The organism is Streptomyces sp. RKAG293 (genome assembly GCF_023701745.1).
Taxonomy (GTDB): Bacteria; Actinomycetota; Actinomycetes; order Streptomycetales; family Streptomycetaceae; genus Actinacidiphila.
Map to the genome: position 1 here is coordinate 2,917,791 of NZ_JAJOZB010000001.1, position 22,877 is coordinate 2,940,667.

General features: G+C 71.2%; 18 protein-coding genes. 11 read left to right on the forward strand and 7 right to left on the reverse strand.

Annotation, left to right across the window (positions count from 1 at the left end; all coding sequences use genetic code 11):
- Positions 1-29 precede the first annotated feature (29 nt).
- Both LNW72_RS12950 and glnII read left to right on the forward strand, forming a co-directional pair.
- Positions 30-671, forward strand: coding sequence for a rhomboid-like protein (locus tag LNW72_RS12950; RefSeq protein ID WP_250975542.1), 642 nt, complete (start codon positions 30-32; stop codon positions 669-671).
- Between the two features lie 133 nt (positions 672-804).
- On the forward strand, positions 805-1,824 hold the full coding sequence (gene glnII, locus LNW72_RS12955; RefSeq protein WP_250975543.1) for a glutamine synthetase: 1,020 nt from the start codon (positions 805-807) through the stop codon (positions 1,822-1,824).
- Between the two features lie 81 nt (positions 1,825-1,905).
- On the opposite strand, the gene LNW72_RS12960 is transcribed toward glnII, so the two are convergent.
- On the reverse strand, positions 1,906-4,125 hold the full coding sequence (locus LNW72_RS12960) for an MMPL family transporter (protein ID WP_250975544.1): 2,220 nt from the start codon (positions 4,123-4,125) through the stop codon (positions 1,906-1,908).
- A gap of 216 nt (positions 4,126-4,341) precedes the next feature.
- Between LNW72_RS12960 and LNW72_RS12965 the strand changes: the two genes are divergently transcribed.
- A complete protein-coding gene (locus LNW72_RS12965) occupies positions 4,342-5,631 on the forward strand; it encodes a sensor histidine kinase (RefSeq protein WP_250975545.1) in 1,290 nt (429 codons plus the stop codon).
- A 50-nt stretch (positions 5,632-5,681) separates the two neighbouring features.
- On the opposite strand, the gene LNW72_RS12970 is transcribed toward LNW72_RS12965, so the two are convergent.
- A complete protein-coding gene (locus tag LNW72_RS12970) occupies positions 5,682-5,885 on the reverse strand; it encodes a hypothetical protein (protein WP_250975546.1) in 204 nt (67 codons plus the stop codon).
- Positions 5,886-6,148: 263 nt separating this feature from the next.
- On the opposite strand from LNW72_RS12970, the gene LNW72_RS12975 reads away from it, so the two are divergent.
- Together LNW72_RS12975 and LNW72_RS12980 are read left to right on the forward strand one after the other, a co-directional pair.
- A complete protein-coding gene (locus tag LNW72_RS12975) occupies positions 6,149-6,796 on the forward strand; it encodes a response regulator transcription factor (RefSeq protein ID WP_250975547.1) in 648 nt (215 codons plus the stop codon).
- A 54-nt stretch (positions 6,797-6,850) separates the two neighbouring features.
- A complete protein-coding gene (locus tag LNW72_RS12980) occupies positions 6,851-7,372 on the forward strand; it encodes a hypothetical protein (RefSeq protein WP_250975548.1) in 522 nt (173 codons plus the stop codon).
- An 18-nt stretch (positions 7,373-7,390) separates the two neighbouring features.
- On the opposite strand, the gene LNW72_RS12985 is transcribed toward LNW72_RS12980, so the two are convergent.
- Positions 7,391-7,921, reverse strand: a complete 531-nt coding sequence (locus LNW72_RS12985; RefSeq protein WP_250975549.1) for a DUF1203 domain-containing protein — start codon at positions 7,919-7,921, stop codon at positions 7,391-7,393.
- A 119-nt stretch (positions 7,922-8,040) separates the two neighbouring features.
- Here LNW72_RS12985 and LNW72_RS12990 point away from each other — a divergent pair, with 119 nt between their 5' ends.
- Positions 8,041-10,014, forward strand: coding sequence for a hypothetical protein (locus LNW72_RS12990; protein ID WP_250975550.1), 1,974 nt, complete (start codon positions 8,041-8,043; stop codon positions 10,012-10,014).
- Here LNW72_RS12990 and LNW72_RS12995 read toward each other — a convergent pair.
- Entirely contained in the window at positions 10,011-10,565 is a 555-nt protein-coding gene (locus LNW72_RS12995) for a GNAT family N-acetyltransferase (protein ID WP_250975551.1), read from the reverse strand. The two genes, LNW72_RS12990 and LNW72_RS12995, sit on opposite strands and share 4 nt — an antisense overlap.
- On the opposite strand from LNW72_RS12995, the gene LNW72_RS13000 reads away from it, so the two are divergent.
- On the forward strand, positions 10,564-11,094 hold the full coding sequence (locus LNW72_RS13000) for a GNAT family N-acetyltransferase (protein WP_250975552.1): 531 nt from the start codon (positions 10,564-10,566) through the stop codon (positions 11,092-11,094). The genes LNW72_RS12995 and LNW72_RS13000 overlap by 2 nt on opposite strands.
- Positions 11,095-11,271: 177 nt before the next feature.
- Here the strand turns inward: LNW72_RS13000 and LNW72_RS13005 are convergent, their stop codons facing one another.
- From LNW72_RS13005 to pulA, 3 genes are all read right to left on the reverse strand, one after another.
- The gene (locus tag LNW72_RS13005; protein ID WP_250975553.1) at positions 11,272-11,439 is read right to left on the reverse strand and encodes a hypothetical protein; all 168 of its coding nucleotides are present in this window, start codon (positions 11,437-11,439) and stop codon (positions 11,272-11,274) included.
- Positions 11,436-11,786: a type II toxin-antitoxin system Phd/YefM family antitoxin gene (locus LNW72_RS13010; RefSeq protein WP_250975554.1), complete on the reverse strand. Its 351-nt coding sequence runs from the start codon at positions 11,784-11,786 to the stop codon at positions 11,436-11,438. The genes LNW72_RS13005 and LNW72_RS13010 overlap by 4 nt, the downstream gene beginning before the upstream one ends.
- A 118-nt stretch (positions 11,787-11,904) precedes the next feature.
- A complete protein-coding gene (gene pulA / locus LNW72_RS13015) occupies positions 11,905-17,316 on the reverse strand; it encodes a pullulanase-type alpha-1,6-glucosidase (RefSeq protein ID WP_250975555.1) in 5,412 nt (1,803 codons plus the stop codon).
- 340 nt (positions 17,317-17,656) lie between these two features.
- Here pulA and LNW72_RS13020 point away from each other — a divergent pair, with 340 nt between their 5' ends.
- From LNW72_RS13020 to LNW72_RS13035, 4 genes are all read left to right on the forward strand, one after another.
- A complete protein-coding gene (locus LNW72_RS13020) occupies positions 17,657-18,952 on the forward strand; it encodes an extracellular solute-binding protein (RefSeq protein ID WP_250975556.1) in 1,296 nt (431 codons plus the stop codon).
- Positions 18,953-19,223: 271 nt separating this feature from the next.
- On the forward strand, positions 19,224-20,150 hold the full coding sequence (locus LNW72_RS13025; RefSeq protein WP_250975557.1) for a carbohydrate ABC transporter permease: 927 nt from the start codon (positions 19,224-19,226) through the stop codon (positions 20,148-20,150).
- Positions 20,151-20,162: 12 nt separating this feature from the next.
- Positions 20,163-21,074 carry a carbohydrate ABC transporter permease gene (locus LNW72_RS13030; RefSeq protein ID WP_250975558.1) on the forward strand — a complete coding sequence of 304 codons (912 nt, stop codon included), beginning with the start codon at positions 20,163-20,165 and terminating at the stop codon, positions 21,072-21,074.
- 82 nt (positions 21,075-21,156) lie between these two features.
- Entirely contained in the window at positions 21,157-22,851 is a 1,695-nt protein-coding gene (locus tag LNW72_RS13035) for a glycoside hydrolase family 13 protein (RefSeq protein WP_250975559.1), read from the forward strand.
- Positions 22,852-22,877 lie beyond the last annotated feature (26 nt).

The following is a 22,877-nucleotide window of genomic DNA, read 5'->3' on the forward strand; positions in this document are numbered from 1 at the left end:
TCGGCAGCCTACTCAGCGATGATGGGCCGATGCCCGCCATTGATCTCCTCGGACGCCGCCCCAGAACCTCTGGAGGCCGCCCCGGCACCCGGTCGCCCGCCCGCAGGGCGCCCTGGGCGGCCTCGGCCTATGTGGCCGCCGTGCAGTCCGGCGCGTACATCCTGCGGCCGTTGCCGGAGGCGGACCGTGAGGCGGTGCTGCGCGCGCACTCCACCAATGTCGACAATCTGCGGGCCGGTCGCTGGCACACCCTCCTGACCAGTGCTTTTCTCGTGGAACGGCCGCTCGATCCGGCGTACGGGGCGATACTGCTCGGCGTTCTGGGCGGGGCCGAGGCCGTCTGGGGGTCGCGCCGGACGGCCGCGGTGTTCGCGGTCGGCCACCTCGGGGCGAGCCTGTTGGTATACGGCGGGCTCCGCGCGACGGACGCCTCGAAGGAGACCCGGTCGGCGGTGGACGTCGGAGCCAGCTACGGCCTGAACGCGGTGCTCGGGGCCGCCGCCGTCTCGCTCCCGCACCGCGCCGCACGGGCGGTGGCCGCGGCCGGTGTGCTGGGTCTCGTCGTGCGACCCCTGGTGCGGGAGGGGCGGACGTTCACCGACGCCGGACATCTGGCGGCGCTACTGCTCGGTCTGGGCGCAGGTCGCACGGGTGCGTTCACACGGGGTTAACACAAGGGACACAGCCGGGAAAAACGTTCTTGCCATGCTGCCACCGGCTCGATCAACGGCGCTCGGCCGACACCCCTCGTTTCAGTGCACTACTGCACCCGCGAAGACAGTGGCTTGTTAAGGATGGCGCCCCGTGACCTACAAGGCTGAGTACATCTGGATCGACGGCACCTCGCCGACCGCCAAGCTTCGCTCCAAGACGAGGATCCTGGCCGACGGCGCCGAGCTCCCGACCTGGGGCTTCGACGGATCCAGCACCAACCAGGCCGTGGGTCACGCATCGGACCGCGTGCTCAAGCCGGTGTTCTCCTGCCCGGACCCGATCCGCGGCGGCGCTGACGTCCTGGTCATGTGCGAGGTGCTCAACACCGACATGACGCCGCACGAGAGCAACACCCGTGCGCTGCTCACCCCGCTCGCCGAGCAGTTCGCCGGCCAGGAGCCGATCTTCGGCATCGAGCAGGAGTACACCTTCTTCGACGGCGCCCGGCCGCTCGGCTTCCCCGTCGCCGGCTTCCCCGCCGCGCAGGGCGGCTACTACTGCGGTGTCGGCTCCGACGAGATCTTCGGCCGCGACATCGTCGAGAAGCACCTGGAGAACTGTCTCACCGCGGGCCTGGCGATCTCCGGCATCAACGCCGAGGTCATGCCCGGCCAGTGGGAGTTCCAGGTCGGCCCGGTCTCGCCGCTGGAGGTCTCCGACCAGCTGTGGATCGCGCGCTGGCTGCTGTACCGCACCGCCGAGGACTTCAACGTCTCCGCCACCCTCGACCCGAAGCCGGTCAAGGGCGACTGGAACGGCGCGGGCGCGCACACCAACTTCTCCACCAAGGCCATGCGCGAGGGCTACGAGGCGATCATCACCGCCTGCGAGTCCCTCGGCGAGGGCAGCAAGCCGCTCGACCACGTCAAGAACTACGGCGCGGGCATCGACGAGCGCCTGACCGGTCTGCACGAGACCGCCCCGTGGAACGAGTACAGCTACGGCGTCTCCGACCGCGGCGCCTCGGTGCGCATCCCGTGGCAGGTCGAGGTCGAGCAGAAGGGCTACATCGAGGACCGGCGTCCGAACGCGAACGTCGACCCGTACGTCGTGACCCGCCTCATCGTCGAGACCTGCTGCACCGCGCTGGAGAAGGCCGGCCAGGTCTGAGCTTTCACCGGTGAATGACAACGGCTGAGGGGCCCGTCGAGTCGACGGGCCCCTCAGCCGTTGTACCGCCGTCCGCGGACCTCAGCGGACGCCGGTCGGCGCACCCGCCGCGTAGACGTCCCGGGCCGGCGGGGCCGGGACGGCCTCCTCGCCGTGCGACACCTTCGGCAGCCAGCCCAGCCGGCGCGGCAGGTACCAGTTGCGCTCGCCGAGCAGGACCATCACCGACGGGAGCAGCAGCACCCGCACCACGGTGGCGTCCAGGAACACCGCCACGGCCAGGCCGACGCCCATCTGCTTCATGTCCTGCATCGACAGCGTGGCGAAGACCGCGAAGATCGCGACCATGATCGCGGCGGCGCTGGTGACCGCGCCCGCCGTGGAGCGCACCCCGTCGCGGACCGCCTCGGTGGTGCTCATCCCCCGGTCGCGGGCCTCACGGATCCGGGACACGACGAACACGTGGTAGTCCATCGACAGGCCGAACAGGACCACCAGGACGAACAGCGGCATCCAGCCCTCGATCGCGCCCACCGACTCGGTGCCGACCAGGGACGCGCCCCAGCCGTGCTGGAAGACCGCCGTCATGACACCGAACGCGGCGCCCACCGACAGCAGGTTGAGGAGGATGGACGTGACCGCCACCGTCACCGAGCGGAAGCTGAACAGCATCAGCAGGAACGTCACGCCCATGATGAAGACGAAGACCGGGACGATGCCGCTCTTCAGCTGGCCGTTGAAGTCGACGGAACCGGCCAGGTCACCGGTGACGTAGGCGTGCTCCGCGACCGGGCCCAGGGTGTGCGGCACCAGGTCGTCGCGCAGGGTGGCCAGGGCGTGCTTCGAGACGGCGTCGCTGCCGTTCCCCGCGAGCGGCACCTCGATCACCGCGATGTCCTGGTCCGCGTGGACCGCGGTGGTGACGCCCTTGCCGAACTCGTCCGACGCGGCGGCCTTCGCCGTGAAGCCGGCGATCGCGGCCCTGACGCCGGGCGCCTCGATGTCCCGGGCCTGCACGACGATCCTGGCCGGTGCCGGACCGCCCGGGAAGGCCGTGGTGATCTGCTCGAACGCGGTGCGCAGCGGGGCGTCGGCCGGGAGCTGCTTGTCCATGCCCAGCGACTCGGTGTGCATCCCCAGCGCGGGGACGGCCAGCGCCAGCAGCACTCCGGCGCCCAGCACCGCGAAGATCTTCGGCCGGGCGATGACGGGCCGCAGGACGGCACCGGAGACACGGCCTGCCTGACGGCGCGGCTTGTGGGCACGGCGGGCCCGGGAGGCGCGGCCGAAGCGCGGCAGCCGGCCCCGCTCGACCCGGTCGCCGAGCAGTGACAGCAGGGCGGGCAGCACCGTCACGGAGCCGAGCATCGCGGTGAACACGACGAGGATCGTCGCCATCGCGAAGCCCTTGAAGAGCAGCAGCCCGGACAGGAACATGCCCGCCATCGCGACCATGACCGTCAGCCCGGAGACCAGTACCGCCCGGCCGCTGGTGGCCGCGGCGATCCGCAGCGCGGTCTCGGCGTCGTGTCCCGCCGCCCGCTCGTCCCGCTCGCGGCGCAGGTAGAACAGGCAGTAGTCGACGCCGACGGCCAGCCCCATCAGGAGCATCACGGAGCTGGTGGACTCGAAGATGTGCAGCTTGTGGCTGCCGACCGCCAGCAGGCCGCTCGCCCCGATGAACGCGGTGACCGCGAGCCCGACCGGCAGCAGCGCGGCGACCAGGGCGCCGAAGGCGACCAGCAGGATGCCGAGCGCGAGCGGTACGGCCGTCCACTCGGCCTTCGCGAAGTCCTTGGTGATGACATCGCCGAGCCACTTGCCGGCGCTGGCGTCCCCGAACTCGTCGATGAGGACGTCCTGGTGGCCGTCGCGGACCTTCTGCACCGCGTCGAGCACCGGCTGCACCCGGTCGCCCGCGTCCTCCTGCTTGCCCTTCATCTCGAAGCGGATCAGCGCGGAACGGCCGTCCTGGGACGGCAGCGCCGCCTGTACGGCCCCGACCTCGCCGGTGGCGCCGACCCCTTCGGCGACCGCCTTCGCCGCCGTCTTCCACTGTCCCGGGCCCTCGGAGCGGACCAGGACCATCTCCCCGGCCGGGTGCTCCAGGCCGTGCTCGGCCAGGATCCGGTCGGCGGCGGCCGAGTCGCCGGCGCCGTTCTCGTACGACTTCATCTGCGTCGTACCGACCATGCCGCCGATGACCGAGGCCACCACCACGAACAGCAGCCAGCCGATGATCGCCGTCTTGCGGTGACCGGCGCTCCACGCACCGAGCCGTGCCGCGAGATTGTCCTTCATCTCGTCGCTCCCCCAAGGATTCAGTAGATTTCTCCGACCCCCTGAAGGTAGGAATTCGCGGCGGCGGGCCCCAGCCGTCCAGACCCCCGGTCCCGATGGTGTCGCCAGGTACACCCCCTTGGGGGGCCACCGCCAGTGACCTGCGCGGACGCCGTCGGCAGACTGGGTGATGCCAAGATGGCGACGCAGACGGTTGACCGAACGGGGAGGGCGGCCATGAACATCCGCAACGCGGGACTCGCAGGTATCAGGGGGCTCGCCCTGGCAGTACTGGGCCTCGTCGAGTCGATCGTCCTCTTCGTGTTCGCCGTGGTCTCGATCTCCTTCATCAGCATCGGCATCGGCATCTTCACCACTCCGTGGATGATCGCCAGGGTGCGGGACCGGGCCGACCACCGCCGGGAGCTGGCGCTGCGCTGGTCGGGTGTCGAGATCGCCCGCCCGTACCGCCCCGCACCGGAGTTCCGGCCGGGGGTCGCCGGCAGCTGGCGGCGTCTGGAGTGGGTGCTGACCGACCCCGCCACCTGGCGTGACCTGCAGTGGCTGCTGGTCGACATGACGGCGGGCGCGATCCTCGCGTACATCACGGCCGGGCTGTTCCTGGAGGGCGCCTTCGGCTGGGTGCTCGCCGCCGCCGTGTGGCGGCCGATCGTGTCGGCGGGCGGCACCTACTGGTACGCGTTCATCCCAGTCTCCGACCAGACGACGGCCGTCCTGGCCGCCCTGCTCGGCACCGTCTGGATCCTGCTCGGCCTGCGCTTCTCCCCGACGCTGCTGCACCGCCACGCCCTGCTCACCCGGGCCTTCCTCGCCCCCACCCCGGCGGCGCAGGAGGCGGCGCTCAAGCGGCGGGTGGCCCGGCTGGCGGAGACCCGCTCCGACGCGGTCGACAGCTCCGCCGCCGAACTCCGGCGCATCGAACGGGACCTGCACGACGGCGCCCAGGCCCGGCTCGTCGCCATGGGCATGAACCTCGGCATCGTCGAGCACCTGCTCGAGCAGAACCCGGAGAAGGCCCGGAAGATCCTCTCCGAGGCCCGCCAGTCCTCCGCCGACGCCCTCACCGAACTGCGCGACCTGGTGCGCGGCATCCACCCGCCGGTCCTCGCGGAGCGCGGACTCGGCGACGCGGTCAGGGCGCTGGCGCTGCGCGGCCCGATCCCGACCGACGTCAACGTCGATCTGGCCGGCCGCTTCGAGGCGCCGGTGGAGTCGGCCGCCTACTTCACGGTCTCCGAGCTCCTCACCAACGCCGCCAAGCACTCGGGCGCCGAGCGCATCTGGATCGACCTGCGGCACGAGGACGGCATGCTCCGGATCTCGGTCACCGACGACGGCAGCGGCGGCGCCGACGTCTCCCGCGGCACCGGTCTGCAGGGCATCGAACGCCGGCTCGGCGCGTTCGACGGTGTCCTGGCCGTGAACAGTCCGGTGGGCGGCCCGACGATGGTGACGATGGAACTCCCGTGCGCGCCGGCGGCCCCGGCGGCGAACCAGGTGCGGTAGCGCCGGACCGTTGAACTCACGTGACGAGTGGCCCCTGACCCCGTATCGGGTCAGGGGCCGCCGCGGTCTCCGGTCCTGTCCGGGGTCCTGTCTCCGCATCCGGCGCGGCGCCAGGCGCGGCGGAGCCGGTCGAGTTCGGCCAGCTCGGCCCGGGTCCAGGCCACGTTGGAGCGCTCCCGGACGAAGCGGCGGATCGCCTCGTTGGCCGCGGACACCGGGCTCTGGTCGGCGGCGGACGGCGGCGGGACGGACATGTCCCTCACTGTGGGGCACCGGTGTGACAGCCGTGTGAGCCGGGATTAAGAGGCGGATGAAGATTCACTGTCGCCTGTGGGACGGCTGTGAGGTGGTGTGACGGGTGTGAAGGGGCAGGGTGGGATCCGCCTTCGCGGACCGGTTGTCAGAGGTGGCCGCTACGGTGGGCCGTATCCCATCAGCGCTGGCTGCGCCGGGAGGGCCCCGCCGACAGCGCGGCGGGGCCCAGCACCGTCCCGCCCCCCGCCATCCTGGAGTTGCCGTGCGCGTCGTTCTCGCCGAAGACCTCTTCCTGCTGCGCGACGGACTGGTCCGGCTGCTGGAGGCGTACGACTTCGAGATCGCCGCCGCGGTCGACAACGGGCCGGAACTGCAGCGCGCCCTGGTGGAGTTGCGGCCGGACGTGGCGGTGGTGGATGTGCGGCTGCCGCCGTCGTTCACCGACGAGGGACTGCAGGCGGCGCTCCACGCCCGGCGCGAGATCCCCGGCCTTCCGGTGCTCGTGCTCTCCCAGCACGTGGAGCAGCTGTACGCCCGGGAGTTGCTGGCCGACGGCAGCGGCGGGGTCGGCTATCTGCTGAAGGACCGGGTGTTCGACGCGGACCAGTTCATCGACGCGGTGCGGCGGGTGGCCGGCGGCGGTACGGCGATGGATCCGCAGGTCATCTCGCAGCTGCTGGCCCGCAATGTGCGCAACGAGCCGCTGGGACAGCTGACGCCCCGCGAGAGCGAAGTGATGGCTCTGATGGCCGAGGGCCGGTCCAACGTCGCGATCGCGGAGCGGCTGGTGGTGACGGAACGGGCCGTCGCCAAGCACACGTCCAACATCTTCGCCAAGCTCGACCTGACGCTGTCGGACGACGACAACCGCCGGGTGCTGGCCGTGCTGGCCTACCTGGACCGTTCCTGATCTGCTTTTGCGCGGCGCCGCCCGGTGGGCACGCCGCCGTGCTCGACTGACCGGATGCACGAGACACCTCCCCCCGGAGTCCCTGCCGAGGACGTCACCGAGACCATGGCGGAACGGCTCAAGGAACGGATCTACGCGACGATCACCATGATCGCCGTCGTCGTCGGCCTCACCATGGTCGACGACCTGGCGGCGGGCGAGGCGGCCGTGTCCGTCGCCGCCACGTCGCTCGGCCTGTGGCTGGCCACCCTCGTCGCGGACGACCAGGGGCACCGGGCCGTCCACCACCGCTCCACCACCTGGCCGGAGTTCCGCCGACTGCTGTACGTCAGCAGTCCGTTGCTGCTCAGCGCCGCAGGACCGCTGATCCTGATCGGTGTGTCCGCGACCGGGGCGATGGCCCTGCACACCGCCCTGGTCGCCGCCGCGACGGTCGATGTCGTCGGGCTCTTCGCCTGGGGCTTCCTCGCCGGTGTCCGGATGGGCGGCGGCCTGCTGGCCGCGCTGGTCGCCGGCACGCTGGACACGGCGATCGGCGCGGCCGTCGTACTCGTCAAGCTCACCGCGGGCCACTAGGACGTGGATCGGGGCGGATCATCCCGCCCGGCGCACCGCGAACAGGAAGCAGCCGAATTCCACTGCGCGGACGTGCACCAGGGCGACCTCCGGGTCGCTGAACATCGCGGCCAGCTCCGCGTCCGCGGCGCCCGCCGCCGCCTCGTCGTGGCCGAGCCGGACGAGGCGCCCGCCCAGGATGCGGCCGTCGGCGCTGTAGGCGCGGAAGACCCGGTCGGTGCCGTGCATCGGCAGCGGGTAGCCGTCGCCGGACGGCGGGCCGGGGCAGGCGTCGGCGTCGGCGTGCACGAACACCGGCCCCATTTCCAGGTACGGGCCCGGGTTCGCGCCGGTCTCCGCCGCCCAGTGGCGCAGCGGGGCGTACGAGAGCAGCGCGATCCGGTCGCCGGGCGCCGCGTGCCGCAGGCAGCAGCGCAGTGGGGCGCCGCCCTCCTCGTGGGTGCTCAGCTCGGGCGCCAGGCCCGCGTCGTCGGTGTCCCGCAGGCGGGTGAGCAGGGCCGGATCGATGGCGGAGGTGTGGAAGGCCGTGGTCTCGCGGGTGATGGTCATGGGTCAACGATCGCTCGGGACGCGGCCGGAATCCGGCGGGAATCGGACGTGGCGCTGTGGGGGGACCCGGCGCGCGGCGCATTGAGTGACCATCGCACCATTCACTCGTTTGACGGCATGTGGACACATCGGAAGCGACAGCGGCCGGACCCGTGGAGGTCGAGGAGGCCGAAGCCTCGATCGTCGAGAACTATCCGCACCTGGTGCGGCTGGCGTATCTGACGCTGCCGGCCGCCCTCGGCCGGCACCGCAGGGTGCTGGCCGCGCACACCCTCGTGCAGCGGGCGCTGCCGCGCGGGCGGCACGCGCCCGACCCGGTCGCCGCGGACGCGGGCGGCCCGCGCGGTGGCCCGCCCGATCCGGCGTACGCGCTGGTGCGCCAGGAGGTGCTGCGCGGCGCGGTGGCGCACGGCGCTGAGGACGGGTGGCGGAAGCGGGCCCACGAGGCGCGCGGCTGGCTGCCGTTGCCGCATGTGTGGGGGTTGCGGCTGCACCCCAAGGCGGGCGGTACGGACGAACTCGCCCTGGACCGTTCGCTGTCCGAGCTCGGCAGCCCCGCCCGTGCGGCGTTCGCGCTGAGCGCCCTGGAGGGGCTGGCCGAACGCGAGGTGCGGCAGGTGCTGGCCGCGGCGGGCGTCGCCGATCCCCGCACCGCTGTCGCCGAGGCGGCCGCGGCCGCCGGTGAGGGCGGCGAGCCGGTCCGTGCGCTGCTCGGCGGCGGCGAGTTCGACCCGTGCACGGTGCAGGCGCGGCCGACCGATCTGCTGCGCCGACGGCAGCACATGCGGGCCGCGGGCCTCGCGGTCGCGGCCGTGGTGGTCGCGGCGGTGCTGCTGCCGCTGGCCGGCTCCGACGACGGCGACCCCGGTTCGTACGCGGCCGGGACGCCCGCCGGATCCGCGAGCCCGCTGGAGTCGTCGGCACTGGTGCGGGCCGACGCGGCCCTGTGGGAGCACACGTCACGGATGGATTTCACCGCCTGGCCCGCCCGGGGCGGCCGGAAGGACGACACCGAACTGCTGCGCCGTGCGCTCGCCGTGTGGTCCCGGCCCGGGGAGCGCGTGCAGGTCTCGGCGACCCCCGGCACCTCGCGCGGCCTGCCCGCCCAGCCCCCGCAGCTGCTGTACGCGGGCGATGTGGGCGAGGCGGCGGTGGTCGTGCTCTACGACGGGATGCGGATCGTCCGGTACGCGGAGCCGCAGGACGGCAAGGGTTTCGCCGCGCTGGACTTCGCGCGGGTGGACGACGCGGACGTCACCACCGGTGCGGCCGTCGTCGTGGGCCGTGTCGACGGCAACACCCGCTTCCTGACCGCGCCCTGGGTCGACGACGCGCAGACCCGCGACCTGCTCCAGCCCGACCGGGCAGGACAGCCGCTGCACGTCGCGGCCGACGGGGTCACCGACCCGGTCCGCACCCCGGGCGCGGGCGCCCCGGCGGGGCAGTGCGGGACGGCGTGGCCGGTGCTGCAGTTCCGCTCCTCGGCGAAGATCGTCGAGCAGCACTCGTTCCTGCTGACCGATCTGGGCGATCTGACCCCGGTCCATCTCACCTACACCCCTCCCCCGGGCGGCACGTCCGCCCCGGCCCGGCAGCCGCGCGAGGCCACCGGGTCGCAGGCCCTGCTGAACTGGGCGCACAGCGCGTGCCGGCTCGGGGCGCTGCGCGGCCAGGGCGTACGGGCCGTCGAGAACTGGGAGTTCGCCCAGCAGCGGCTGCCCGAGGGCGGCGCCGCCGCGTCCTGGGTGTGCACGCGGACGGACACCTGGCGCGGTGCCGGGCAGGCGATGGTGCAGTTCCAGCCCCCCGGCTCGTCGCCGACCGCTCTCGCGGCGGTGGCCGCGCAGGCCCAGGACACCAACGCGTGCAGCCGGTTCGGCCAGCACGTGCTGGCCGGCGTCATGTGGAAGTCCCCGGCCGGCCACTGGTTCCTGCTCGCGGCCGGCAGCCGCGATGTCACCAAGGTCTCGGCCACCGGCGGCGTCCGCGCCAGCGCGGACGGCCAGCTGCTCGCCGTCCGCGCGGAACGCGGCGCGAACGCCAAGCTGACGGGCCGGCTGACGACCGGCAGGACCCTGAACGCGCTGGGCTAGAGGGTGTCGACGGCCAGGGACATCGTGACGTGGTCGTCGGCATGACCGTCCTCGACCCAGCCCTGGCGGGCGTAGAACGCCTGGGCCCGCCGGTTCGGCCCGAAGACCTCCAGCCGGGCGGCGGTCACGGCGGCGTCCCGCCAGGCCGTGACGCACGCCCGGTGCAGGACGCTGCCGAGTCCCGCCCGCCAGAGCTCCGGGTCGACGTGGAACTGGAAGAGCTTCTCCTCGCCGGTCCTGAAGCCGAGCACCGCGAAGGCGACGACCCGGTCCTCGCGCAGCACGCAGAGCACCCTGCGGTCGGCCGACCCGATCGCGCGCCCGGTGCCCTCCCGGCAGCGGCGCAGTTCGTCGGGGCCGTTGTACGCCTCCTCGGGGAGATGCCCCTCGTAGTACGTGGCGCGGGCCCCGCGGTGCACGTCGGCGATGCCGTCCAGGTCACCGGGGGCGGCGTCACGGATCGTGACGGATGGGGAGTTCATGATCCCCTGGACGTCCCCTCGGGGGCGGCCGGTTCCGGTCCTGGGGCTCCGGGTGAGAAGGTCGGTCATGAGCGATCTTCAACGAGACGGTGTGATCTTCCGGCAGGCCACCGAGGACGACGTACCCGCCCTCGTCGCCCTGTACGACGGCGCCGCCCGCTGGATGCAGCGGCAGGGCATCGACCAGTGGAAGCCCGGCCAGAAGAGCGAGGACCACTTCCTGCTCCGTCTGAAGGAGGGCGAGGTCTGGCTCGCCGACACCGGCGGCAGTGCCCCGGTCGGCGGCTGGGAACTGTGGTGGGACGACGAGCCCGCCTGGGGCCCGCAGCCCCCGGTCGCGGGCTACATCCACCGCCTGATGACCGACCGCGCCACCGCCCCGCCCCACCTCGGCCGCGCGATGCTCACCCACGCGGAACACCGCATCACCCGAACCGGCCGCTCCCTGAGCCGTCTGGACTGCGTCGCGACCAACCCCCGCCTGCGCACGTACTACGAGTCGGCCGGCTACACCGTGACCGGCGAACAACCCCTGAAGGACGGCGGCAAGGGCAGCAGGTACGCGGTGACCCTCCTGGAGAAGCGGCTCGTCAGCTGACCAGCTCCGCGAGCATCGCTTCGAGCGGCCCCCCTGGTCGGCGGAACGCAGGCGGCCGAAGACCTCGTCCGCATACGACCGCAGGTGCATCACCGGGCAGAACGGGGTGTGCTCGGCGATGTCCACCGTGCGCAGCTCCCCCGCCCAGGGGTAGATGTCGCCGAAGATCGTCCGATGTCATCGGCAGAGGTGCTCCAGGTCGTATCCACCGGTCGGTGGGTCGGCCGCGAGGGCGATGAGCCGGGCACGGGTGATGTCCGCCTCGGCCTGGTCCAGGAGGGTCTGATCCGTGATGCCGAGGTTATTGCGCAGAACGCCGTTCGGCATCACATAGGGGTCACTCACCCGGCCTGCCGATCCGACGTGCCGCGATGGCGGGCGATCGCACGGGCTACGAGCTCATCGGCGTCGAGTCCGCCGCGGACGTAGGACTCGGCGTCCCGATCGGCCTCCGCGGAGGCCTGAAGCCCTTCGGCCGCGATCGATCCTGTGGCGGATTCAACCGCGTCGCGGCGCTGCGCCCGTCCGGTCAGCGCCTCGAACGCTTCGACGGAGAGCAGCACGCCCTGCGGTTTGCGGTGGGCACCGATGAGGACGGGGTCGGCGGCGGCTCCGTCCTCCGACAGCACCGTCAGTATCTGCGAGAGGTGAGCGCGGGCATCGCTGACAGTGACAACCTCGGGAACCTTCATACATCCACCATACCGAATTTCTGTCCCGATATCTGTACAGAAATTGGTACAGGAATTGGTACAAACAGGGCCCGCCTCCCCGGGCGGGGAGGCGGGCCCTTTCCGTCGTTCCCCGCGGCTATCGCTTCGTGTAGATCGCGACCGTGCGGGCCGGGATCGTGAAGGTTCCAGTGGTCTTGTCGTAGGTGGCGGTTTTGACGATCGGGTCGGAGCCGGCGGACTGGGTCGGGTGGAGGGCGTAGGGGGTGCCGGAGAGGGCGGGGACTCGCTGGGTCCGGGCGGTGGGCGTGGCGTTGAAGACCACGACCAGGTCGCCGAGGCGCATCGTGATGACGCCCGGGGTCTCGTCCTGGCCCGAGAGCGGGAAGGAGAGCCGGTCCTGGACCTGGGTGGTGGAGGTCAGGGCGAAGGCCGGTTCGGTGGAGCGGATCCTGAGCAGGTCCTGGTAGGCGGCGGAGGCGCCGGTGATCTCGGCGCAGCCGGGGTGCAGGGCCGGGGAGGTGAGCAGCGGCTTGGCGAAGGGCCACTTGGGCCGGTTGTCGGCGGCCGGCGGGAGGCCGCGGCCGAAGCCGTTGCCGGTGGCGCAGTCCCAGTGGATGGCGTTGAACCAGTCACCGGAGTCGAAGGAGTTGCGGTCCAGGGACTTGGAGCGCAGCAGGTCGCTGCCCGCCTGGTAGAGCGCCGGGCCCTGGGAGAGCATGGCGGTCGATTCGGCGAGCACCTGCATGCGGGCCCGGTCGGCGGCCGTCGTGGCGGCCGGGAGCTTGAAGGCCAGGGCGTCGTACAGCGATTCGTTGTCGTGCGCGTCGACGTAGGCGAGCGCGTCGCCCGGGGCCGCCGCGTATCCGGCGGGCTGGCCGTTGTAGTCGACCTCGGAGCCGCGCACCTGCTTGCCGGCGGAGTCGGTGAAGGTGAACGCGCTCAGGTTGCCGGTGAGCCCGACCTTGATGAGGTCCTGGTAGTGCAGCAGCCGGGTCTTCTGTTCGGCGGGAGTGCCGTTGGCGGTCGAGGAGTTGGGGTCGGTGTAGAGGCCGCTGGCGAAGCCCTGCACGCCGGGGTCGGCGTCGAACGGGCTGCCGCCGCGTACGGCGTCGCGGGCCCGGTCGCTGAAGGTGGCGATGCCGGTGCCGGCCATGTTGGCCTGGGTGGCCTGCTCGAAGCGGGCGTTGTCGGCGACCTCGCCGAAGTTCCAGCCCTCGCCGTACATGATGATCTTCTTGCCGTCGACGCCGTCCCTGGCGGGGGTCAGCGCGTCCAGCGCCTTGCGGACGGCGAGGATGTTCGCCTTCGGGTGGTGGCCCATCAGGTCGAAGCGGAAGCCGTCGACCTTGTACTCCTTCGCCCAGGTGACGAGGGAGTCGACGACCAGCTTCCCCATCATCGCGTTCTCCGGCGCGGTGTTGGAGCAGCACGTGGAGTTGGCGACCGAGCCGTCCGGCATCAGCCGCTGGTAGTAGCCGGGCACGATCTTGTCGAGGACCGAGGTGTCGGCCTGCCCTGAGGCGGCGGTGTGGTTGTAGACCACGTCCATCACCACCCGCAGCCCCGCGTTGTTCAGGCCCTGCACCATCTGCCGGAACTCGGTGGTGCGGCCCGCGCCGTCCGGGTCGGTGGCGTAGGAGCCCTCGGGGACCGTGTAGTGGTACGGGTCGTAGCCCCAGTTGTAGGCGTCCTTGGCCGCGGCCTTGGCCACGCACTCCTGCTGCTTCTCGGAGTCGGCGGGGAAGGAGGCGAGGTCGCAGTCCGGGACCGCCTGGTCGGCGGTCTTCTCCGGGACGGTCGCGAAGTCGAACGCGGGCAGCAGGTGCACATAGTCCGTGCCCGCCTTGGCCAGCGCCCGCAGATGCGTCATGCCCGCCGAACCCGGAGCCGTGAAGGCGGTGTACTTGCCGCGCTGCGCGGCCGGGACGGTGGTGTCCGCGACCGAGAAGTCACGGATGTGCAGTTCCTGGATCTGCGCCTGGGCCAGCGGCACGGCCGCCGGTTTGGCCTGCCGCTGCCAGCCCTTGGGGGCGAGCTTCGGGTCGGCCAGGTCGACGAGGAGGCTGCGGGCGGAGTCGGCGGTCAGGGCGACCGAGTACGGGTCGGTCACCAGGTTGGTGACCAGCTTCTGGACGCTCGGCGCCCAGACGGTGACCGCGTACCGGTACGGCTTGCCCGTCCAGTCGCGGCCGCCGGTCACCGACCAGACGCCGCTGCCGGCGTCGCGCCGCATGGGGACGGTCCTGCCGTCGATCTCCACCGCGACGCCGTGCGCCGTGGGCGCCCAGACCGACAGGGCGGGCCGGCCGTGGTCGAAGACCGGGCCGAGCGTCGCGCGCTGCGCCTTCGCGGCGTACAGGTCGTCGAGCACTCCCTGCGTCTGCACACCGGTGGCGGCGAGCAGCGCCCCGTTCGCGGCGCGCTGGGTGGCGATGAGCTGGCCGGGCAGCGCGGCGCCGATCCGGTCCCGGTCGCGCGGGTCGACGGTGAAGGCCGCGTACTCCTTCAGCTGCGGGTACTTCGCCTTCTGGGCGGCGGTCAGGCCGCCGGCGACCGGGGACAGCCGCAGCCAGTGGCCCTCGTCGGACAGGGCGCCGTCCTTGACGGTGATGCCGCCGTCGGGGGCGTAGACGAGCTGCTGGCTGGCGGACGCGCTCGCGTCGGTGTGCCAGGCGACGGTGTCGCGGTCGATCCACTGCGCCTGCGCCTTGCTCAGGTCGAGGTCGCCGCCCGTGCCCTTGGGCTGCGGGAGCAGGTACTTCTGCGTGCCGGCCAACAGCCACACCTCATGCCCGCTGGAGGCGAGGTCCAGGGACTGGTCGGACGGCAGGTCCTTGGCGTCGCCGTTGTGAAGGATGTAGCTCAGCGAGGTGGCGCCCGGTGCGAGCGGCACCTCGTACACCGCACCATAGGCGTCGATCCGCGTCGGCTGGAGCGGCTTGGTCCAGTCGGTGGGCGTGGCGGCGCCGGTCCAGGTGTGCAGGCCCCAGTGGGCGTAGTCGCCGTCGGCGCGCTGGTAGTGCAGGACGGCCTTGGTGGTGTCCTGCGGCGGGTAGGCGCCGGTGGGCGGCGCGTTGAGCACCTCGGGGCTGCCCTGCTTGATCCACACCTCGCCGGTCTTCGTGAGGTCGACGGCCCGGTCCGCGTCGGTGTCCTTGACGCCGTTCTTGTCGACGGCGATGAAGCCGACGCTGGACGCGCCCGGCTTGAGCTTGACGTAGGCGAAGGCGCCGTAGGCGTCGCGCCCGGAGAAGGGCTTGCCGGCCGGCCAGGTGGTGCCTTCGCCGTCGGCGATGTCGCCCCAGGTGTACAGGCCCCAGTCGGTGTAGTCGCCGTCGGTGCGCTGGTAGTGCACGACCGCGTAGTCGCGGGAGACGGCGCTGGGCGGCGTCGGCACGACGGGTGCGCCGCTGGTGGTGGCGGCGGTCGCGCTGCTGGTGTGGCCGGCGGAGTCGGTCACCACGGCCTTGTAGCGCAGGGCGGTCCCGGCGGGGACGGCCGCGTCGAGCGCCTGGGTGACGGTGTAGGGCGCGTGGTCGGCGGAGCCGAGCACCTGCCACCTGGCGTTGCCGACCTGGGCGGCGAAGACCACCCGGTCGAGCTGCCCGCCGGTCACGCCGGCGGAGATCTCGACGGTGCCGGTGGCACCGGCGGCGGGGGCGTGCAGCGCGATCGACGGCCGGGTGGCCGGAGCGCCGAGCGGCTTGTCCGCCTTGTAGACGACGGAGGACAGCGCGGGGACGGTCACGGTGACCTTGCCGTCGCCGCCGCTGTGCACGGTGCCGGTGGCGCCGTAGAGCGCGCGGAGGTCCGCCCCGGCCGCGCCGGTCGGTACCGCCACGGTCTTCGCCCCGGGCGCGTTGTTCACCGCGACCAGGTACTCGGTCCTGGTCTTCTGGTCCGTACGGGAGTACGCGTACACGCCCGCGCCGTCGGCCGCGTACCGCTCGGTCTGCACGCCGTCGCGCAGCGCCGGGTTGTCCTTGGTCAGCTTCGAGAGCGCGGCGATCGTCCGGTACAGCGGCGCCGCGGTGTCGTAGGCGTCACTGGCGTGGGTGCGGTCGGTGCCCAGCTCGTCGTCGTCGAGGTAGTCGGCGACGTGGGAGGCGAACATGGTCTGCCGGGCGTCCTTGTCGCCGCCCGCGCCGGTGAAGCCCTGCTCGTCGCCGTAGTAGACGACGGGGTTGCCGCGGCTGAGGAACATCAGCTCGTTGGCGAGCCGGTCCCGGCGCACCAGCTCCGCGTCGGTGGCGCCGGGGTTGTCCTGCTGGAGGAAGGTCCCGATCCGGCCCATGTCGTGGTTGCCGAGGAACGTCACCGCCTCGTAGGCGTTGGCCTTGTCGGTGGTGTACCGGTAGTCCTGCGCGAAGAGGCCGGACAGCTTGGCCGCGGAGCCGCCCTGGGAGGCGTAGGAGCGTGCGGCGTCCTGGAAGGGGAAGTCCAGGGTCGCGTCGAGCCGGCCCTGGGTGACGTAGGGCGAGGTGATCGCGGTGTCGGCGGAGTAGACCTCGCCGAACATGAAGAAGTTCTTCCGGCCGTGCTGGGCGGCGTACTGATCCAGCGCGGTGGCCCACTGGGTCCAGAACGGCAGGTCGACGTGTTTGACGGTGTCGATCCGGAAGCCGTCGATCGCGAAGTCCTTGACCCACTTCTCGTAGATCTTCTCCATGCCCTGGACGACCTCGGGACGCTCGGTCCACAGGTCGTCGAGGCCGGAGAAGTCGCCCTGGTCGGTGCTCTCCCCGGCGTAGGTGGAGTCGCCCCGGTCGTGGTACATCGCCGGGTCGTTGAGCCAGGCCGGCACCTTGACGTTCTTCTTCTCCGGCGCCACCACGGGCGTCCGCGGGAAGGAGTCGGCGTCGACGGCCGGGAAGTCCTTGCCCGCCGCGGCCGTCGAGTACCGGGTGTCGTCGAAGGGGGTGCCGTCCTTGCTCAGGTACGGGAACGCGCCCTTGGAGAGGTAGGAGTACGCCTTCTCCTTGTAGTCCACGACGTCGGCGGTGTGATTGGTGATGACGTCGAAGAAGATCTTCATGCCCTTGGCGTGGGCGGCGGCGATGAGCTTCTTCAGGTCGTCGTTGGTCCCGAAGTGCGGGTCGACCTGGGTGAAGTCGGTGATCCAGTAGCCGTGGTAGCCGGCCGACGCGTCCTTGCCGGTGCCCTGCACGGGCTGGTTCTTGAAGATCGGCGCCATCCAGATGGCGGTGGTGCCGAGCCCCTTGATGTAGTCGAGCTTCCCGGTCAGGCCCTTGAGGTCGCCGCCCTGGTAGAAGCCCTTGTCGGTGGGGTCGTAGCCGGTGACCAGCCGGGAGCCGGTGAGCCCGCCGGTGTCGTTGCGGGGGTCGCCGTTGGCGAAGCGGTCCGGCAGGACGAAGTAGAACTGCTCACGCGTGAGGTCGTGGCGGGCCGGCTGGGCGGCGAGCGCCGCGTCGGACGGCGGGGCGGGTGGCGCGGCGGCCAGGGCGGGCACGGCGGCCGGCACGGTGGCCAGCAGCAGCGCCGACACCACCGTCGCTGCCACACGTCGTATGCGTGCGGGTACGGACACGGGCGGGTCTCCTCGATACGGAAAGCTCGTGCCGGGGCACTACGCGCCGAGTCCCGCGGCCGCCCGGCAGCACCGCCGGGCGCTGCGGACGCTATCGCTGCCCGCTCCTTGCAGCAAGACCTTGCAACGGACTTCTTCAGGCCCTGGGCCTGCACCGGACATCCGCAGGTAACGGGGACGTCACATTCGGCGGACCCTGCGGAAACTTTCTTGCAGGCTCTTTCGCAAGGTCTTACATCGCTGTTACGTTCCTGCCCAGCCCGAGCAGCCGTACAGCACAAGCGGCGCGCATCACCCACTCCAGGGTGAACCGGGTTTTACCCTCATCAAGGAGACAGGTATGCGACGCGGCATATCCGCCGTGGCGATGGCCGCGGCCATCGTTCTCGGGGCCACCGCCTGTGGCGGCAGCAGCGACAACAAGAGCACCGGGGACGCGGCGAAGGACCCGGCCGGAGTCTCCGGGGACATCACGTACTGGGACACCTCGGACGCCACCAACGAGGCGCCTGTCTACCAGAGCCTGATCAAGGACTTCATGGCGAAGTACCCGAAGATCAAGGTCAAGTACGTCAACGTCCCGTTCTCCGACGTGGAGAACAAGTTCAAGACGGCGGCGCAGAGCGGCAAGGGCGCCCCCGACGTGGTCCGGGCCGATGTCGGCCTGATCCCGGAGTACGCCTCCAACCACTACATCGCCCCGCTGGACGGCACCGCCGCCCTCAAGGACACCGGCGACTTCACGCAGGGCCCGCTGAGCACCACCAAGTACGAGGGCAAGACCTACGGGGTCCCGTCGGTCACCGACACCCTGGGCCTGCTGTACAACAAGGAGCTCTTCGCCAAGGCCGGCATCACCAAGCCGCCGACCACGTGGGACGAGTTCATCTCCGTCTCGAAGACGATCAAGGCGAAGACCGGCGTCGCCGGCACCTACGTCAACCCGGACACGTACTTCCTGATGCCGCTGCTCTTCGGCGAGGGCACCGACCTCGCCGACGCGGCCGCCAAGAAGATCACGGTCAACTCGCCGGAGGCCGTCAGGGCGGTCACCAAGGCCAAGGAGATCTACGACACCTCGTCGGAGAAGGTCGACTTCGCCAGCGCCTACGACAACATGCAGACCTCGTTCAAGAACGGCAAGGTCGCCATGCTGATCCAGGGCCCCTGGTCGGTCGGTGACGACATCAGCGGCTCGGCCTTCAAGGGCAAGGAGTCGAACCTCGGCTACGCCCCGGTCCCGGCCGGCTCCACCGGCAAGCCGCAGGCGCCGACCGGCGGTCATGACCTCGCGGTCTACCAGGGCTCCAAGAACCTGGACGCCAGCTACCTGTTCACCGAGTTCATGACCTCCTCGGCCAGCCAGGTCACCATCGCGACCAAGACCGGCACCCTGCCGACCCGGACCTCGGCCTACACCCCCGCGGTGACCGCCGACCCGAAGATCGCCGGCTTCAAGAGCATCATGGACACCGCCCGCCCGCGGGTGGCGCTCCCCCAGGTCGCCAGCCTCTTCACCCCGCTCCAGCAGCAGTACGTGAAGATCCTGCAGGGCCAGGTCTCGGTCCAGGCCGGACTGAACGCCGCCGCGGCCGAATTCGGCAAGCTCCTGCCAGGCTTCACGGTCGCCAAGTAGCCACCGCTCCACAGGCACCAGACTCCGGTCCGGTCGGCCGGGGCCCCCGTCCTCCCCCTGGGAGGGCCGGGGCCCACGCGCCCGGCCGTCCGGGCCGGGCCGAACGCGCGGCCCCGGGGAACGAGCCACCCCGCCCGCCCCGTTCCGAGGGGCGCTCCGGGGCCGCGACACCACTCGCACCATCATCCGTAATCGTGGAAAGAGCCGATGAGTGATGACCACCGCAACCATTGACAGGCAATCGCGCGGCACGGCCCCGCGCGCCGGCCTCATGACGTCTTTCAAGCGGTCGTGGGACAAGCACTGGTACGCCTGGGCCATGGTCGCCCCGGTGGTCATCGTGATCGGCGTCCTGGTGCTGTACCCGCTGGGCTACGGCGTCTATCTGTCGCTCACCAACGCCACCGAACTGACCGTCGCCAAGAACATCGGCCCCGTGCACATCGCGGCCTCGTACGACGTCGTGGGCTTCGACAACTACTGGAAGATCGTCTCCGGCCAGGACGGCCACTTCTATCCCCGTCTCGCCTGGACGGTGATCTGGACGCTGTCCTGCGTCACCCTCACCTACGGCATCGGCATGGGCATGGCGCTGCTGCTCAACCGCCCGGTGAAGTTCCGGCTCTTCTACCGTCTCTCGCTGATCCTGCCCTGGGCCATTCCGGCCTTCGTCAGCGTCTTCGCCTGGCGGCTGATGCTCAACTCACAGTTCGGCGTGTTCAACTCGATCCTCACGCACGTCGGACTGCCGGCCCAGGACTGGCTCGGCACGCCCTTCGCCCAGAAGGTCGCCGTCATCATGGTCAACGTCTGGGTGGGCGTACCCTTCATGATGGTCGCCCTGCTCGGCGGCATGCAGTCCGTCCCCCAGGAGCTCTACGAGGCCGCCGAGATGGACGGCGCCTCCCCCTGGAAGCGGTTCGTGCACATCACGCTGCCGGGCCTGCGCCCGGTCAGCAACACCGTGATCCTGCTCGGGGTGATCTGGACCTTCAACATGTTCCCGATCATCTTCCTGCTGCTGGGCCAGAACACCAGCGGGGACACCGACATCCTCGTGACCTACGCCTACCGCCTGGCGTTCACCGGGGTGTCCGACTACTCCGGTGCCGCGGCGTACGGCATGGTCATCCTCGCCATCCTGCTGGTCTTCTCCACCTTCTACCGGCGCTACCAGGCCAAGACCGAGCAGGCGTAAGGAGCCATGACGATGAGTGCGACAGCTTCCACCAGCCAGGCGGGTACCGCCGGCACGTCCCGCTCCGCCGCGGTGGCCGCCCGCCGCCCGGGCCGCAAGCGCGGCGAACGCAGCCGCGCTGCCTCGCTCGCCCTGCACACCACGCTCCTGATCGCCAGCGCGGTCGCCATCTTTCCGGCGCTGTGGATCGCGTTCATCTCGTTCGGCCCGAAGACCGCGTGGACGGACCCGGGTGAGATCCTCGGCCATCTGAGCCTGCAGAACTACCGGAACATCCTGCACACCAACTTCCCGAAGTGGTTCCTCAACTCGGTGATCGTCGCGGCCGCGACGACCGTGCTGGGCGTCATGCTGTCGGCGAGCGCCGGCTACGCCATCTCGCGGATGAAGTTCCCGGGCCACAAGCAGTTGATGTGGATGTTCCTGACCACGCAGATGTTCCCGATGGCCGTGCTGATCGTGCCGCTGTACAACCTGCTCGGCACCCTCGGCCTCCTGGACAGTTACCTCGGTCTGATCGTCACCTACTGCACGATCTCGGTGCCGTTCTGCGCGTGGATGCTCAAGGGGTACTTCGACACCATCCCGCACGAGATCGACGAGGCGGGCCGGATCGACGGGCTCACCCCGTTCGGCACGTTCTGGCGGCTGATCCTGCCGCTGGCCCGGCCGGGGCTGGCCGTCACCGCCTTCTACAGCTTCCTGACGGCCTGGGGCGAGGTCGCCTACGCCAGCCAGTTCATGACCACCAACGAGAACTTCACGCTGGCGGCCGGCATCCGCACCCTCGCCACCGACCAGCGCGCGGACTGGGGTTCGCTGACCGCCGCCGCGGTGATCATCGCCATCCCGGCCGCCCTCGTCTTCTTCCTGGTCCAGCGCCACCTGGTCTCCGGCCTCACCGCCGGCGCCGCCAAGTCCTGATCCAGCGCAGCGGCACCGCGCACACCCACGCCACCTGTCGTTCCCCCGCACACATCAAGGCCCGCACGATCAAAAGGAAGTCATGAGCCAGCACCTCACCGACGCGCCCCGCTCCGCCGCCGACAACGCCGCCGACGCCGGGCGCAGAGACTGGTGGCGTGACGCGGTGATCTACCAGGTCTACCCGCGCAGCTTCGCCGACGGCAACGGCGACGGGATGGGCGACCTGCCCGGGATCACCGCCCGGCTGCCCTACCTCAGGGCGCTCGGGGTGGACGCCGTGTGGCTGTCGCCGTTCTACGCCTCCCCGCAGGCCGACGGCGGCTACGACGTGGCGGACTACCGCGCCGTCGACCCGATGTTCGGCACCCTGACGGACGCCGACGACCTGGTGCGGGCCGCCCACGCGCTGGATCTGCGGGTCATCGTGGACGTGGTCCCCAACCACTGCTCCGACCAGCACGAGTGGTTCAAGCAGGCGCTGCGCGAGGGCCCCGGATCGCCGATCCGCGAGCGCTTCCACTTCCGCCCCGGCAAGGGCGACAGCGGTGAACTCCCGCCCAACGACTGGGAGTCCATCTTCGGCGGACCGGCCTGGACGCGGACCGTGAACGCTGACGGCGCCCCCGGCGACTGGTACCTGCACCTGTTCGCCCCCGAACAGCCGGACTTCAACTGGGACCACCCGGCCGTGCACGACGAGTTCCGCTCGATCCTGCGGTTCTGGCTGGACCTGGGCATCGACGGCTTCCGGATCGACGTCGCCCACGGCATGGTCAAGGCCGCGGGCCTGCCCGACATCGGCTCCCACGAGCAGCTCAAGCTGCTGGGCACCGCGTCGATGCCGTACTTCGACCAGGACGGCGTGCACGAGATCTACCGCAGCTGGCGCCGCATCTTGGACGAGTACTCCCCCGACCTCCGGCCGGGAGGTGCCCCCAGTGACCGCATCGCCGTCGCCGAGGCGTGGACGCCGACCGTCGAGCGCAGCGCCCTGTACCTGCGCCCCGACGAGCTGCACCAGGCGTTCAACTTCGAGTACCTGACGTCGAGTTGGGACGCCGCCGTACTGCGCCGGGTCATCGACACCTCGCTGGCCGCCATGGGTTCGGTCGGCGCGCCCGCCACCTGGGTGCTGTCCAACCACGACGTGGTGCGGCACTCCACCCGCTTCGCCGACGGCGACCAGGCGCTCGGTTTGCGCCGGGCGCGGGCCGCGACCCTGCTGATGCTGGCGCTGCCCGGCTCCGCCTACCTGTACCAGGGCGAGGAACTGGGCCTGCCCGAGGTCACCGACCTGCCGGACGAGGTGCGCCAGGACCCGGCGTTCTTCCGCAACGCCGGCCAGGACGGCACCCGTGACGGCTGCCGCGTACCGCTGCCGTGGTCGGGCACGCGGGCGCCGTACGGCTTCGGTCCGGTCGAGGGCGGCCCCAGCTGGCTGCCGCAGCCCGACGCCTGGGCCGGCCTCAGCGTCGAGGCCCAGCAGGGCGACCCCGCCTCGACACTGGAGTTCTACCGCGAGGCGCTGGCCGTCCGCCGCGAACACCCCGCCCTGGGCGCGGGTTCCGAGGTGACCTGGCTGGCAGCGCCGGAGGGCGTGCTGGCGTTCCGCCGGGACAGCGCCGAGGGCTCGTTCGTCTGCACCGCGAACGTCGGCGGAACCCCCGTCACGATCCCGGCCCCCGGCCGCGCGCTGCTCTCCGGCGCCGGTTTCACCGTGGACGGAGCCGACGCCGTCATCCCCGCTGACACCACGATTTGGTGGGCGATCTGACGTGGCTGCCATCCGTCCCCTAGCAT